This window comes from Enterobacter sp. BNK-14, from assembly GCF_047456095.1.
Taxonomy (GTDB): Bacteria; Pseudomonadota; Gammaproteobacteria; order Enterobacterales; family Enterobacteriaceae; genus Enterobacter; species Enterobacter kobei.
In genome coordinates, this window is the sequence record NZ_CP179897.1 from 4,525,034 (window position 1) to 4,538,149 (window position 13,116).

Sequence of the window (13,116 nt, forward strand, 5' to 3'; positions counted from 1 at the left end):
TAATAGATCGCCTGTCGTGCGGAATTCATCATTTCGGTATTCATTTCAGCGGTGGGTTTTTATCACGCCTGGCGAAATGTGATGCGTATTTATAATATCCACAAAATACCCATGAATATCATGATCGCGCTAATTGTTCGTTCAAATTTAAACGTGAATGTTGTCACATAATGTTACTAAGTTGTAAAAATTAAGTTGGTGTATTGAGGGTAATTATCTATGTTTCGTACTGATTCAAACAACATTCTAACAAGAAAATCCCATGGGGAACCGTTTCCCTGGAACATCACGTTGAGGGTCATACATGAACGAACTGGTTGGTGCAATTAACGGTGTTATCTGGAGCCCGGCGTTAATATTCTTATGTCTGGGTGTCGGTCTCTATTTCTCATTACGTAGTCGTTTTTTGCAGTTACGTCATATAAAACATATGATTACCTTGATGTTCCAGGGGCGTCCTACCGATGCAGGGGTATCGTCTTTCCAGGCACTGACGATGACGCTGGCAGGGCGAGTAGGGACCGGAAACATTGCTGGTGTCGCCACCGCAATCACCTTCGGTGGACCGGGCGCACTTTTCTGGATGTGGATGGTGGCGTTTTTGGGTGCCAGCTCAGCGTTTGTGGAATCTACGTTGGGCCAAGTTTATAAAGAAAAAATCAACGGTGAATATCGTGGCGGTCCTGCCTTTTATATCGAAAAAGGATTAGGGGTCAAATGGTATGCATGGTTATTTGCAGTCGTCACCATTTTCTCCTGCGGTTTATTAATGCCAGGGGTTCAAGCAAACTCGATTGGCGCCAGCCTGGAGATAGCTTTTGGGCTTGATCCCAATGTCACGGCGGCATTACTTGCCGTACTGTTAAGCTTTATTATTTTCGGTGGTGTGAAAAGGATCGCCAGTTTTAGCAGTATGGTCGTTCCGTTTATGGCACTCGGCTATATTATTGTGGCTTGCGTTATTATCGCGATTAATATTACCGAGCTTCCTGGTGTTATTCTGCTGATCTGGAAAAGTGCTTTTGGCTTTGAAGCGGGCTTTGGCGCGATTCTGGGTCAGGCGATTATGTGGGGCGTTAAGCGCGGCGTCTATTCCAACGAAGCGGCACAGGGGACCGGACCGCATGCTTCATCTGCGGCAGCGGTGAGCCATCCGGTGAAACAGGGGCTGGTGCAGGCCTTCTCAGTTTATATCGATACGCTGTTTGTCTGCTCCGCGACCGGGTTTATGCTGCTGATCACCGGGCTGTATAATGTTCAGGGCGTCGATGGCGCTGCACTCTATACGGGGATTGCAGGCGTGGCCGCAGGTCCTGGCTATGTTCAGACGGCGATGGAAAGTATGATGCCGGGCTTTGGTAATTACTTTGTTGCCATTGCGCTGTTCTTCTTCGCCTTTACCACCATTATTGCGTACTACTATATCGCCGAAACCAATATCGCCTACATCAACCGTAAAATTCACCGTCCCTGGCTGACATTCCTGCTCAAATTATGTCTGATGGCTTCCACAGTGTACGGGACCGTCCGCACCGCGGATCTGGCATGGGGACTGGGGGATATTGGGGTTGGGATGATGGCATGGCTTAACATTATTGCCATTGTACTTTTACATAAAAAAGCCTTTGTCAGCCTTAAGGATTATGAAACCCAGAATGCACAGGGACTGGATCCACAGTTTGATCCGGTTCGACTGGGAATTAAAAATGCCGATTACTGGCTGGGAGAGCGTAAGGATGAACCGGCTGCGAATCCGGGGCAGACGACTTCTGTCGTGAGAGAGCAAAGCGCAGGGAAACTGAACAATTAATCGTGACAGCCCGTATCGCAATACGGGCTCAGACTGCTGACAACGTTTCGCCCGGCGGCGCTACGCTTGCACGGGCCTACGGGTTTTGTAGGGAGAATATAAAAGAAAAAAGCCCGTACTTTCGTACGAGCTCTCATCTTGAATATGGCGGTGAGGGGGGGATTCGAACCCCCGATACGTTGCCGTATACACACTTTCCAGGCGTGCTCCTTCAGCCACTCGGACACCTCACCATATTGTTTTGCTGCCTGACCGCGTGGGGGGCAACGGGGCGCTACTATAGGGAGTTGCGCTTACACGGTCAAGCAGATTTTCTGTATTCGTGCTTGTTCGGTTAAGCCTTAATCAGCACATGCCGCTGAGGGCTGAATTAACGCTGTGAATCGAGCACTTCGCTGTTTTTAACCACTTCCTGAGCTTTGCTATAGCTTTCGATCAGCAGCTGGTACGCCGGGAAGATATGGGTGTACACCTCAGCCCACTCCGCAGCATCTTCGCGGTTCCAGGTTCGCTGGATCTCAGACGCCACCGCCGCGGTGTCCATCGGTACCACACCGGCCTGCATCACACGCGCGAGGGTGATCTCCTGCGCCATTTTGCTGTAGGTCCCGGAGGCGTCAATTACCGCAAAGACTTTATACCCATCCGCAACCGCGCTGATGGACGGGAAGGCCATGCAGACGCTGGTGATCGTGCCCGCAATGATCAACGTGTTGCGCCCGGTGGCTTTTACTGCCGCCACAAACTCCGGGTTATCCCAGGCGTTGATTTCACCTTTGCGGGCCACGTACTGAGCATGCGGCGCATTGGCGTGGATCTCCGGGATAAGCGGGCCGTTCGGTCCTTGTGGGACGGAAGCGGTGGTGATCACCGGGATCTTCGCCAGGGTGGCGATTTTTGCCAGCGCCGCCGCACGGGCGCGCAGTTCTGGCATCGGCATATCGCCGACGGTCTGGAACAGCCCGCTCTGGTGGTCGATAAGCAGCATGACCGCATCGTTTACGTCAATGACGGGACGTGTACCGTTGAAGTTTGCAGGGGTAGACATTTTGCGCTCCTTATTACGTTTAGATCTGGCCGAAGCGGCCGGAGTTGAAATCACGAATGGCTTCCGCGATTTCGGTTTTACTGTTCATCACAAATGGGCCATAGCCCACAATCGGTTCATTCAGCGGCTCGCCGGCCATCAGCAGTACTTTTGCGTCGCCGTTTGCTTCCAGATGAAGCTTGTCGCCTTGCTGACTGAATACGATCAGCTGTGCCTCACCCGCTGGCGTGGTGCCGTTCACCGTTACGCTGCCCTCAAGTACCACCAGCGCCGTGCTCCAGCCTTCAGGCTGATTGAGCGTCAGGTGGCTGCCCTGGCGTAGTGTCAGATCCCACACATTCAGCGGTGAGAAGGTATGAGCCGGGCCAGTCACCTCGTCAAAGCGGCCGGCGATGACGCGCAACGTTCCGCTGCTATCCGGCAGCGTGACGACAGGGATATCCGCCTTCGTGATGCTCTGGTAACCGGGCGCTGCCATCTTGTCTTTGGCGGGCAGGTTGACCCACAGCTGCATCATTTTCAGTTCGCCGCCTTTCTGCGAGAACGCGCTGGAGTGGAACTCCTCGTGCAAAATGCCTGCGCCCGCCGTCATCCACTGCACGTCGCCCGGTCCGATGACCCCGCCTTTGCCGCTGGAGTCACGATGTTCCACTTCGCCGGAGTAGACGATGGTGACCGTTTCAAAGCCACGGTGAGGGTGCTCGCCCACGCCACGCTTCGCGCCATCCGCCGGGAAGGTGTAGGGACCGGCATAGTCCAGCAGCAGGAACGGACTGAGTGATTCACCGTGCGTCTGGTAGGAAAACATCGAACGAACCGGGAAACCGTCTCCGACCCAATGGGGACGAGGTGCGGTATAGACGCCTGTTACGGTTTTCATGATTAACTCCTGATGTGCTGTCGATGTAATTAGCTTATATTCAGAGCTAATATCCCGGTAGAGAGTGAAAATGACATTCACTGTTCTTAAAATGGAACAATGGGGGCATATGCAGGATCTCAATGATTTCGTGTGGTTTGTGAAAGTGGTGGACCACGGTGGGTTTGCAGCGGCAGGTCGGGCGCTCGATCAGCCTAAATCGAAACTGAGCCGCCGGATTGCGCAACTGGAAGAGCGACTGGGTGTGCGGTTGATACAGCGTACCACGCGGCAGTTTACGGTGACGGAGGTGGGGCAAACGTTCTATCAGCACTGTAAAGCCATGCTGGTCGAGGCTGAAGCGGCGGAGGAGGCGGTGGCTGCCTTACAGGCTGAACCGCGCGGTGTTGTCAGGATAACGTGTCCTGTCACGTTGCTGCACGTTCATGTGGGGCCCATGCTGGCGCGGTTTATGTCGCGTTACCCGGGGATCAATCTTCAGCTGGAGGCCACCAACCGGCGGGTTGACCTGGTAGGAGAAGGCATTGACGTGGCGATCCGCGTTCGTCCGCGTCCCTTTGATGACAGCGATCTGGTGTTAAGGGTGCTGGCTGACAGAGGACACTGCCTGGTGGCGAGCCCGGCGTTGATTGAGCGGATGGGCAACCCGGTGATGCCTGCTGAACTCAGTGACTGGCCGGGTTTAAGTATGGGGGCGGGCAAGCAACTGCATAAATGGGATCTGAGCGGTCCGGAGGGAGCGAAAGCCGAAATCCACTACACGCCGCGCTTTATAACTACCGATATGCTGGCGCTGCGGGAAGCGGCGATGGCGGGCGTAGGCGTGGTGCAGTTGCCGATTTTAATGGTTAAAGATCAGTTGGCGAAAGGGGAATTGGTGCGGGTTCTGGATGCCTGGGAGCCCAGACGGGAAGTGATCCACGCGGTGTATCCTTCGCGGCGCGGTCTACTGCCATCGGTCAGGGCGCTGGTCGATTTTCTAACCGAAGAGTATGCGCGGATGGTTGAGGAGTAAATTCTTTGTAGGTCGGGTAAGCGAAGCGCCACCCGACACCATCACCGCAGAGGAAGCAAAGTTCTCATCCCCCCCTATTGGAGAATATAAAAGAAAAAAGCCCGTACTTTCGTACGAGCTCTCATCTTGAATATGGCGGTGAGGGGGGGATTCGAACCCCCGATACGTTGCCGTATACACACTTTCCAGGCGTGCTCCTTCAGCCACTCGGACACCTCACCATATTGTCATCCCGTTGTTGCCGGGACGGGCGCTAATGTAAGGAAAAGCCGAACTGCCGTCAACTCACTTTTTCAGTAATTTAGCGTGTTTAGACAAACTTCAGGCAACCTGATTCCGAAATGTGCGAAAAGCGTCTTTTTTATCAGCAATAACATAGCGCCATAAATTTGTTATGCTGACAATCCATTTGAAAATGAAAACAAAACAGCGCGAAAAAAGGCAGGAATGACTATGGATATACTCTTCTATCACCCCACTTTTGATACGGCTTATTGGATTAAAGCACTGTCGGCAGCACTGCCGGGCGCGCGCGTTCGTGAGTGGAAGCGGGGCGATAACGAACATGCTGACTATGCGCTGGTCTGGCATCCACCCGTTGAGATGCTTCAGGGCCGTAAACTGAAGGCCGTGTTTGCGCTTGGCGCTGGCGTGGATTCCATTCTGAGCAAACTGAAGGCACACCCGGAGATGCTGCCGGAAGATATCCCCCTGTTCCGCCTGGAAGATACCGGTATGGGCCAGCAAATGCAGGAATATGCCGTCAGCCAGGTCCTGCACTGGTTCCGTCGCTTTGATGATTATCAGGCCTTTAAGCAGCAATCCCACTGGGAGCCGCTGCCGGAATATCAACGTGAAGACTTTACCATCGGTATCCTCGGGGCGGGCGTGCTGGGCTCAAAGGTGGCTGAAGCCCTTGCCCCGTGGGGCTTCCCGTTACGCTGCTGGAGCCGTAGCCGTAAAGCGTATCCGGGCGTTGAGAGTTTTGCCGGAACGGATGAACTCCCGGCATTTCTGAAAGGCACACGCGTGCTGATCAACCTGCTGCCGAATACGGCGGAAACGGTGGGGATTATCAACGAAGCCTTGCTCAATCAGCTGGCCGATCAGAGCTACCTGATGAACCTTGCGCGCGGGGTGCATCTGGTGGAGCCGGATCTGCTGAAGGCGCTGGATAGCGGAAAGCTTAAAGGTGCCATGCTGGATGTTTACAGCCGTGAGCCGCTGCCTGAAGAAAGCCCTCTATGGCGACACCCTCGCGTGGCAATGACCCCGCATGTCGCCGCCGTGACGCGACCGGCTGAGGCGGTGGCTTATATCTCGCATACTATCGGTGAAATAGAGAAGGGGAACGCGGTTACCGGTCAGGTCGACCGACAGCGCGGCTACTGAGAGAAACCCGGCGTTGGCCGGGTTTTTGCTAATATTCGCCGCTGATAACTGCTATCCTTTGGAAAAACCGCAGAGGAGAGAAAGATGTATCCCGTTGACCTGCATATGCACACCGTCGCCAGCACCCACGCGTATAGCAACCTCCATGATTATATCGCCCAGGCAAAGCTAAAAGGTATTAAGCTCTTTGCGATAACCGATCACGGCCCGGATATGGCGGATGCGCCGCACTACTGGCATTTTGTGAATATGCGGATCTGGCCACGTCTGGTGGATGGCATTGGGATACTGCGCGGCATTGAGGCGAACATCAAAAACACCGACGGTGAAATCGACTGCACCGGCCCGATGCTGACCTCCTTAGATCTGATCCTTGCCGGTTTCCATGAGCCGGTTTTCCCACCGCAGGATAAAGAGACCAATACCGCGGCGATGATTGCCACCATTGCCAGCGGCAATGTGCATATCATCAGCCATCCGGGTAATCCTAAATACCCTATTGATATTCAGGCCGTGGCGCAGGCCGCCGCGAAACACCGTGTGGCGCTGGAGATTAACAACTCCTCGTTCGTGCACTCGCGTAAAGGCAGTGAAGCCAACTGTCGCGAAGTGGCAGCCGCCGTGCGTGATGCCGGAGGGATGGTGGCGCTGGGCTCTGATTCGCACACGGCCTTCACGCTGGGGGATTTTGGCGAGTGCATGAAAGTGCTGCAGGACGTCAATTTCCCGGAAGCACAGATCCTGAACGTCACGCCACGCCGTATGCTCGACTTCCTGGAGTCGCGCGGCATGACGCCCGTTGATGAATTTGCCGACCTTTAATTGAATAACGGAATAACACAATGAATGAATTCTCCATCCTTTGCCGCGTGCTGGGCTCCCTGTATTATCGCCAGCCGCAGGACCCGCTGTTGGTTCCGCTGTTTACGCTCATTCGCGAGGGTAAGCTGGCGCAGAACTGGCCGCTGGAACAGGATGAGTTACTGGAACGTCTGCAGAAAAGCTGTGATATGCAGCAGATCTCAACGGACTACAACGCATTGTTCGTGGGGGAAGAGTGCCGCGTTTCGCCTTACCGTTCTGCCTGGCAGGAAGGGGCGACCGAAGCGGAAGTGCGGGCATTCCTCTCTGAGCGCGGTATGCCGCTGAGCGATACGCCAGCCGATCATATTGGTACTCTGCTGCTGGCGGCCTCCTGGATCGAAGACAACGCGGGTGATGATGAAAATGAAGCCATCGAAATCCTCTTCGAGACGTATCTGCTGCCGTGGGTTGGAACATTCCTGGGGAAAGTTGAAGCCCACGCCACCTCTCCGTTCTGGAGAACCCTGGCTCCGCTGACGCGCGACGCCATCGCGGCAATGTGGGATGAGCTGGAAGAAGAGAGTGAAGAGTGATTTACATCACAAAAATTCTGCAACGATGCATTTCAACTTGCACGTAATGTGCTTCTGATCTCATTTCCATGGTGCGCATCTGCTAAGATGCGCACCATGAACATATTACTTTGTATTGCAATCACGACTGGCATTCTCTCCGGTATCTGGGGATGGGTGGCGGTGTCTCTCGGTTTATTAAGCTGGGCAGGCTTCCTTGGCTGCACGGCCTATTTCGCCTGCCCGCAGGGAGGGCTGAAAGGGCTCTTTATCTCTGGTTGCACGCTGATGAGCGGCGTTATATGGGCGCTGGTTATCATCAAAGGCAGCGCGCTGGCGCCGCATCTGGAGATCCTGGGCTACGTCATGACGGGGGTCGTTGCCTTCCTGATGTGTATTCAGGCGAAGCATCTGCTGCTGTCGTTTGTACCGGGCACCTTTATGGGGGCGTGCGCGACCTTTGCCGGGCAGGGGGAGTGGAAGCTGGTCGTCCCTTCACTGGCGCTGGGGTTGCTGTTTGGCTATGCCATGAAGAACAGCGGTCTCTGGCTGGCGGCGCGACGGGAAAAAACGCAAAACATCACCGCGGTGAGTGAATAAAAAAAGGCGAGATAATCATCTCGCCTTTTTTATGCGCTTCCTGTCAGGATTCAGGAGGCACGGACATATCACGGTATTTCACCAGGATCGGGTTCTGCACGTCTGATTTGTTTTGCAGATCCCACAGCCCGCGATCGATACCATCGTTAATCAGGAAGATCACGCCGGTTTCAATGGCTGACATCAGACACATCATGACCGGTTCATTCGAGGTATAACCAATTTCACCTTCCAGTAAACGCTGGTAGTCGATGAAGCGGAATACCCCCGCCTGGACTTCATAAGACAATATCGTTTTGCTGGTGTTTACCGAGGAGAGCACTTCACCGGTACTGACGTTGACGACACGCAGGTTAACGGCAATTTGGTCGAGCTGATACTGGGTATCCGCGCCAATCCCAAAGTAACGTGCTCCCACACCACCCGATTTAACGTTGCTCTCATAACCGATAATCGAGCCTTCGATCATGACGTTTGCCGCAGCCAGAGACTGCAGAGGCATTCGGTTATTGTCCGCGACGGTGCCATTCTCCTGTGCAGCACGAATAATTTTTCGTTCATTTAACAGGTTCTGTAGCCCCTGGCGTTCCAGCGGTATAAACCAGTGCGAATCCTTGAGTGCGGTAACCAGCATGGCGGTGGCGCTTTGCGGCACTGCCGTGGAGAAGTTACTGGCCGGGTAGGGCTTAAATTGCCCTGTTTCATCTTGAATGTTGTACACCGAGACAAATATTTTGCCCGTTGGAGAAGGCAAATGGGTTAAATCACGATAACTCTGAGCCCGAGGCATTAATGTTGGTTTTGCAGCTTCTTTAGGCGGAGCAGTTAAACAACCGCTCAATAAGCACACTGCAACAAATATCAGGAAGCGCTGCATGATCGTTGTCCTTATTTAGCTATTATTTAAAAGTCAGTTGAATTGCTTTGTAGGCCAGAAACCTCAATGGTGGAGGTTTTTCCGGTTTTACGATCGGTTACGTTCAACTGAAGTTGTCCGTCTCTGTTGGCGATATCGACAATAAAATCGTTGGTCACCATTCGGCCGGGCTTGCCGGTGTTAATGTTTGTCAGCAATCCCCCTAAAATTTGCGACTGGATAGCCTGGGTGAAGTTATCCAGTGCGGAAGGGGTATCAACGGTAAAGTCCTTATAACTGGGATCTTTATAGGAGTTTTGCGCCTGAGCTTCATTCAGCAGGAACGCACCGTTGTTAGGGTTACCGCCAAAGTTAGGGTTACGGAACTGGAACGTCATATTTCCGCCCCAGCAAAGAGGGGTAATAAGCATTATCGAAACAACTGCATATGCAATACGCATGACAGCCTCCGCATATCGGTTCGCTAGAACTCATCTTTTGCTAAATCGCTGGTGCTTAATAGCGCTCTGTCTATTTGCAGGCGATTAATAGCATCTTCAGTTTGAGCCAGTGCTAAGGCCACGTTTTTATCGAAGTCTGTTTTCGAGGGGAATAAAAACGTTTGATAAATAACGTCCTGATTAGCCGTGATGGTTATCCAGCTTCCCCAACGTGCACTGGGCCGCTCGTTGATTGTTAAATTACCCGTGTAAGTACTGTCCCATTTATCACTGAAGGCCCGGTAAAAACTGTGCCCGATCGATGAGACTGTGTGGTCAGTTAACAATCCGGGAACTTCGACCTCGACGGCCTGCAGGTTCCCTGCAGCGAGCAAGAAACTCGCTGCGGCGATCCAACTCAACGTGCGCTTCATGTGATTAACGCCTGAGGTTATCGTTTGCCCATGAAACAGCCTGAGTTCGATTTTTAACAGCTATCTTCTTGAAAAGATTATAAAGGTGCGTCTTTACCGTATTTTCGCTGATAAATAACGAACGGGCGATTTCAATATTTGAAGCACCAATGCGTAGTTTGTTCAGGATCTCTTTTTCACGGTGCGTGAGCAGCGCGGATTCCGAACTGTTATAGCGGTAGTTACCGGAGTGCGTGATGAGGTAGCTGGCCAGCTTTTGCGAGAAATAACACTCTCCGCGCAATATGCCCTGCAGACCCTCTACCACCCGGCCTTCTTCTTCAGTGACGTAGAACACGCCATTGATATGCGGCCAGCTTTCAATATCTCTGAAAGGGTATTCATCAGGAGTGTTCAATAATAACACGCGGATATTATTGTTTTTCCTGCTTAAGTTATCTTGCCAGTAATGGATAAGCTTCTTATCAGCTTCCATCATATCAAACAGAATGATGCTGCCAGGCGCAATATCATCAAAAGAACGTTGAATATTATGCAATTTCCCGTTCAATGATAAAGATTGCTTTAAATGTTGTAATAAAGCTGTCGCTTGCAGAGAAGGTTTTGTGATCAACAGTAATGTATGACCATGTAAACTATGGACTTCATTATACATGATGAAACCCCACTTATTTTTGGCACCTGACAGCTGCCCTCCTGAAAAGAGGAAGGCACCAGAAGTACTGACAGATGTTGCACTGCTGTGTGTAGAATCAGAACATAACCTCCACAGGGAGGTAAATATAAAACCAATTTCGTACAGCTAATTTCAATCTAGCTTTTACGAAGTTTAAAGCAAGTGTTAATCATGTAACAAGATGTAAAAATCAATATTAATTTGTGAATATTGGCTCTTTTGAATGTTGTTATTTGATATGAAAGTTGTACATATAAATAGGCGTGCACAGATTTTAAAAATCATACAAATTTTATTAACTGGTTGATTTTATGTCTTAATTTTTATTTTTGAGACGTTAAGCTTTGGTATGAGTAACTGATACTTTCTAAGCCATTATGTTCTCCTCTCTCTGGCTTAAGAAAACACGTCCTGTGTCACGTGATGAACAAAATGCCATCCTGCCGTTACGCTTAAACAACGCGGAGGGAAGCGTGGGCAGGCTTGTCGTCGTTGTACGACACAACGCGCATAAATATTCTATAAAAATTAAACCAGCCTGTGTAATGTGTATTTTTTCTGCAAATTACGACTTTGTGGTGACCTGATAAATAAAAATAAGCCACGCGGGTGAGATATTTAAAATGTTTCAGCGGACATACTCTTCACCGTAACGACGCGTTAACAAAAAAACGAGTCGTTTAACACGAAATACGAACAGGGTGTTTTCAGGTAGCCGGGTCCAGGGTGACAACATGAAAAACACATCGTTATTTTTGATGTTTACATTACTGGGTGTGCCTGGATTTGTAACCGCGGCTAATACTGATTTGGCGAATGCTGAATATAATTTTGCGGTTAATGAATTAAGTCGTTCATCATTAAATCAGGCAGCCATTATTGGTCAACAGGGCGTATTTAATGACGCTCAGATTCGCCAGGAAGGGTCGAAACTCTTGTCAGTCGTTTCCCAGGATGGTGCAGGCAACAGAGCGAGAGTTGATCAATCAGGGACTTACAATATTGCCTGGATCGATCAGAGCGGTAACGGGAACGATGCAGGTATTACGCAAGATGGATATGGTAACAGTGCAAAAATTATCCAGAAAGGGTCGGGTAATAGAGCAAATATTACGCAGTACGGTACGCAGAAAACCGCAGTTGTAGTGCAGAAACAGTCGCAGATGGCAATTCGCGTTATTCAACGCTAGTTATTTCGCGACGACTTTAATCAATCCGATGGGGGTTTACCATGAAATTTATCAAAGTGGCAGCACTTGCAGCAATCGTAGTTTCTGGTAGTGCTATGGCTGGTATGATTAACCAGGGCGGATGGGGTCATGGACATGGTCATGGCGGATACGGTGGCCCAAATTCAACCCTGAATATTTACCAGAATGGTGGCGGTAACTCCGCGCTGGCCCTGCAGACTGATGCCAGAAATTCAGTTCTGAATATTAGCCAGACCGGTGGCGGTAACGGCGCTGACGTTGGCCAGGGGTCTGACGACAGTAGCATTAACCTGACCCAGAACGGATTTGGCAACAGTGCGACACTTGATCAGTGGAACAGTAAAGATTCCGTGATGAATGTCAGCCAGTACGGTGGCCTTAACGGCGCACTGGTAGACCAGACGGCGTCTAACTCCACCGTCAACGTTACCCAGATTGGCTTTGGTAACCACGCGACAGCTCATCAGTACTGATACTGACATCTGTGCTACAAAAAACAGGGCTGATGCCCTGTTTTTTTTCGGGAGTTAATTATGAATACCTTAATTCTCCTCGCCGCGCTGTCGAGCCAGATAACCTTTCAAACCTCACAGCAGGGCAATATGACCACCATTATTCCGCAGGTCACGTTGACGGAATCGTGTGATTGTCAGGTCCAGATTGTTTCTTTGCGCGAAGGGCAGAGTGGACAAAGTTCATCCCGCCAGCAAAACACACTTTTTATCCCCGCTAATCAGGCGATTGATTTAATGCGCTTGAGTTTAAATATCTCTGCGGGAGACACGGTAACGATCGTGGTAACCGTCACTGATGGAAAAGCACTTCATTTATCACAACAGTGGTCGCCTGGAGGGCGCGCGCTCTAATAATTCATAATATCAATATGTTGCGAAGGTGGCGGGTCTGTGCCGTTGAGCTATGCTGTTATCAGGAACTGTGTCGTAATGTTCCGTAACGTGACACTTCGTTAACATAATGAAGCGCGTTTGCCCCTCATGGACGATTTTCATTGAGGAGTACCTATCGTGACCCACAATTTTGCACATCTTATTTCAGGTTTGGGCCTGCTCGTTTCTGCCTTTATCGTTCCTGCACATTCGGCCACTTTTGCGGAAGGGGGCGTCATTCACTTTCGCGGTGCAATCGTTGCTGACCCGTGTGAAGTTACGCAGCAACATCGGCAGCTGGCGGTATCGTGCCCGGATAAAAACCGTATGCAAACCCGTATGGTCAGTTACGACGATGCGCTGAACGGCATGACGACACCTTCCAGCCTGGCGACAGTGGATATGAAATACCTTAATCCTGAAAAAACGCTCGCAGTGGTTCAGATCCAGTACCGCTAATTCGTGTTTTACCGCCGATCGTTTTTCTCAAT

At 51.1% G+C, this 13,116-nt stretch carries 16 protein-coding genes and 2 tRNA genes; 10 read left to right on the forward strand and 8 right to left on the reverse strand.

The window, feature by feature from the left end:
* Nucleotides 1-304 precede the first annotated feature (304 nt).
* Complete coding sequence (locus ACMGGM_RS21405) at nt 305-1,810, forward strand: alanine/glycine:cation symporter family protein (RefSeq protein ID WP_023332665.1); 1,506 nt, start codon at nt 305-307, stop codon at nt 1,808-1,810.
* A 145-nt stretch (nt 1,811-1,955) separates the two neighbouring features.
* Here ACMGGM_RS21405 and ACMGGM_RS21410 read toward each other — a convergent pair.
* From ACMGGM_RS21410 to ACMGGM_RS21420, 3 genes are all read right to left on the reverse strand, one after another.
* Nucleotides 1,956-2,043 (reverse strand) — tRNA-Ser (locus ACMGGM_RS21410).
* A gap of 137 nt (nt 2,044-2,180) precedes the next feature.
* Nucleotides 2,181-2,858, reverse strand: coding sequence for an isochorismatase family protein (locus tag ACMGGM_RS21415; protein ID WP_023337077.1), 678 nt, complete (start codon nt 2,856-2,858; stop codon nt 2,181-2,183).
* Nucleotides 2,859-2,877: 19 nt separating this feature from the next.
* On the reverse strand, nt 2,878-3,738 hold the full coding sequence (locus tag ACMGGM_RS21420) for a pirin family protein (protein WP_014883325.1): 861 nt from the start codon (nt 3,736-3,738) through the stop codon (nt 2,878-2,880).
* Nucleotides 3,739-3,847: 109 nt separating this feature from the next.
* Here ACMGGM_RS21420 and ACMGGM_RS21425 point away from each other — a divergent pair, with 109 nt between their 5' ends.
* Entirely contained in the window at nt 3,848-4,753 is a 906-nt protein-coding gene (locus tag ACMGGM_RS21425; RefSeq protein WP_032628841.1) for a LysR family transcriptional regulator, read from the forward strand.
* Between the two features lie 133 nt (nt 4,754-4,886).
* On the opposite strand, the gene ACMGGM_RS21430 is transcribed toward ACMGGM_RS21425, so the two are convergent.
* A tRNA-Ser gene (locus ACMGGM_RS21430) sits at nt 4,887-4,974 on the reverse strand.
* Nucleotides 4,975-5,206: 232 nt separating this feature from the next.
* Here ACMGGM_RS21430 and ghrA point away from each other — a divergent pair.
* The 4 genes from ghrA to ACMGGM_RS21450 all read left to right on the forward strand — a co-directional run bounded on the left by ghrA (nt 5,207) and on the right by ACMGGM_RS21450 (nt 8,121).
* Entirely contained in the window at nt 5,207-6,145 is a 939-nt protein-coding gene (gene ghrA / locus ACMGGM_RS21435) for a glyoxylate/hydroxypyruvate reductase GhrA (RefSeq protein ID WP_032637010.1), read from the forward strand.
* 84 nt (nt 6,146-6,229) lie between these two features.
* Nucleotides 6,230-6,967 carry a phosphatase gene (locus ACMGGM_RS21440; RefSeq protein WP_014883328.1) on the forward strand — a complete coding sequence of 246 codons (738 nt, stop codon included), beginning with the start codon at nt 6,230-6,232 and terminating at the stop codon, nt 6,965-6,967.
* A gap of 20 nt (nt 6,968-6,987) precedes the next feature.
* Entirely contained in the window at nt 6,988-7,542 is a 555-nt protein-coding gene (locus tag ACMGGM_RS21445) for a molecular chaperone (protein WP_023332670.1), read from the forward strand.
* Nucleotides 7,543-7,638: 96 nt separating this feature from the next.
* The gene (locus tag ACMGGM_RS21450) at nt 7,639-8,121 is read left to right on the forward strand and encodes a DUF1097 domain-containing protein (protein ID WP_074170090.1); all 483 of its coding nucleotides are present in this window, start codon (nt 7,639-7,641) and stop codon (nt 8,119-8,121) included.
* Between the two features lie 43 nt (nt 8,122-8,164).
* Here the strand turns inward: ACMGGM_RS21450 and csgG are convergent, their stop codons facing one another.
* Genes csgG through csgD form a run of 4 tightly spaced genes read right to left on the reverse strand, consistent with a single transcriptional unit; the run spans nt 8,165 to nt 10,506 of the window.
* A complete protein-coding gene (gene csgG, locus ACMGGM_RS21455; protein WP_014883331.1) occupies nt 8,165-8,998 on the reverse strand; it encodes a curli production assembly/transport protein CsgG in 834 nt (277 codons plus the stop codon).
* Between the two features lie 26 nt (nt 8,999-9,024).
* Entirely contained in the window at nt 9,025-9,438 is a 414-nt protein-coding gene (gene csgF, locus ACMGGM_RS21460) for a curli production assembly/transport protein CsgF (RefSeq protein ID WP_014883332.1), read from the reverse strand.
* A 23-nt stretch (nt 9,439-9,461) separates the two neighbouring features.
* Nucleotides 9,462-9,851 (reverse strand): curli production assembly/transport protein CsgE, encoded by a 390-nt coding sequence (csgE, locus tag ACMGGM_RS21465; protein WP_047624969.1) that lies wholly within the window; start codon nt 9,849-9,851, stop codon nt 9,462-9,464.
* 4 nt (nt 9,852-9,855) lie between these two features.
* Complete coding sequence (gene csgD / locus ACMGGM_RS21470; protein WP_014883334.1) at nt 9,856-10,506, reverse strand: biofilm master transcriptional regulator CsgD; 651 nt, start codon at nt 10,504-10,506, stop codon at nt 9,856-9,858.
* A gap of 755 nt (nt 10,507-11,261) precedes the next feature.
* On the opposite strand from csgD, the gene csgB reads away from it, so the two are divergent.
* The 4 genes from csgB (at nt 11,262) to ACMGGM_RS21490 (ending at nt 13,084) form a co-directional block, all read left to right on the forward strand.
* Nucleotides 11,262-11,717 carry a curli minor subunit CsgB gene (gene csgB / locus ACMGGM_RS21475; protein ID WP_014883335.1) on the forward strand — a complete coding sequence of 152 codons (456 nt, stop codon included), beginning with the start codon at nt 11,262-11,264 and terminating at the stop codon, nt 11,715-11,717.
* Nucleotides 11,718-11,758: 41 nt separating this feature from the next.
* A complete protein-coding gene (gene csgA, locus ACMGGM_RS21480) occupies nt 11,759-12,211 on the forward strand; it encodes a curli major subunit CsgA (RefSeq protein WP_014883336.1) in 453 nt (150 codons plus the stop codon).
* A gap of 60 nt (nt 12,212-12,271) precedes the next feature.
* Nucleotides 12,272-12,604 (forward strand): curli assembly chaperone CsgC, encoded by a 333-nt coding sequence (gene csgC / locus ACMGGM_RS21485; protein WP_023337081.1) that lies wholly within the window; start codon nt 12,272-12,274, stop codon nt 12,602-12,604.
* Between the two features lie 159 nt (nt 12,605-12,763).
* On the forward strand, nt 12,764-13,084 hold the full coding sequence (locus ACMGGM_RS21490; protein ID WP_014883338.1) for a hypothetical protein: 321 nt from the start codon (nt 12,764-12,766) through the stop codon (nt 13,082-13,084).
* The last annotated feature ends 32 nt before the right edge of the window (nt 13,085-13,116 follow it).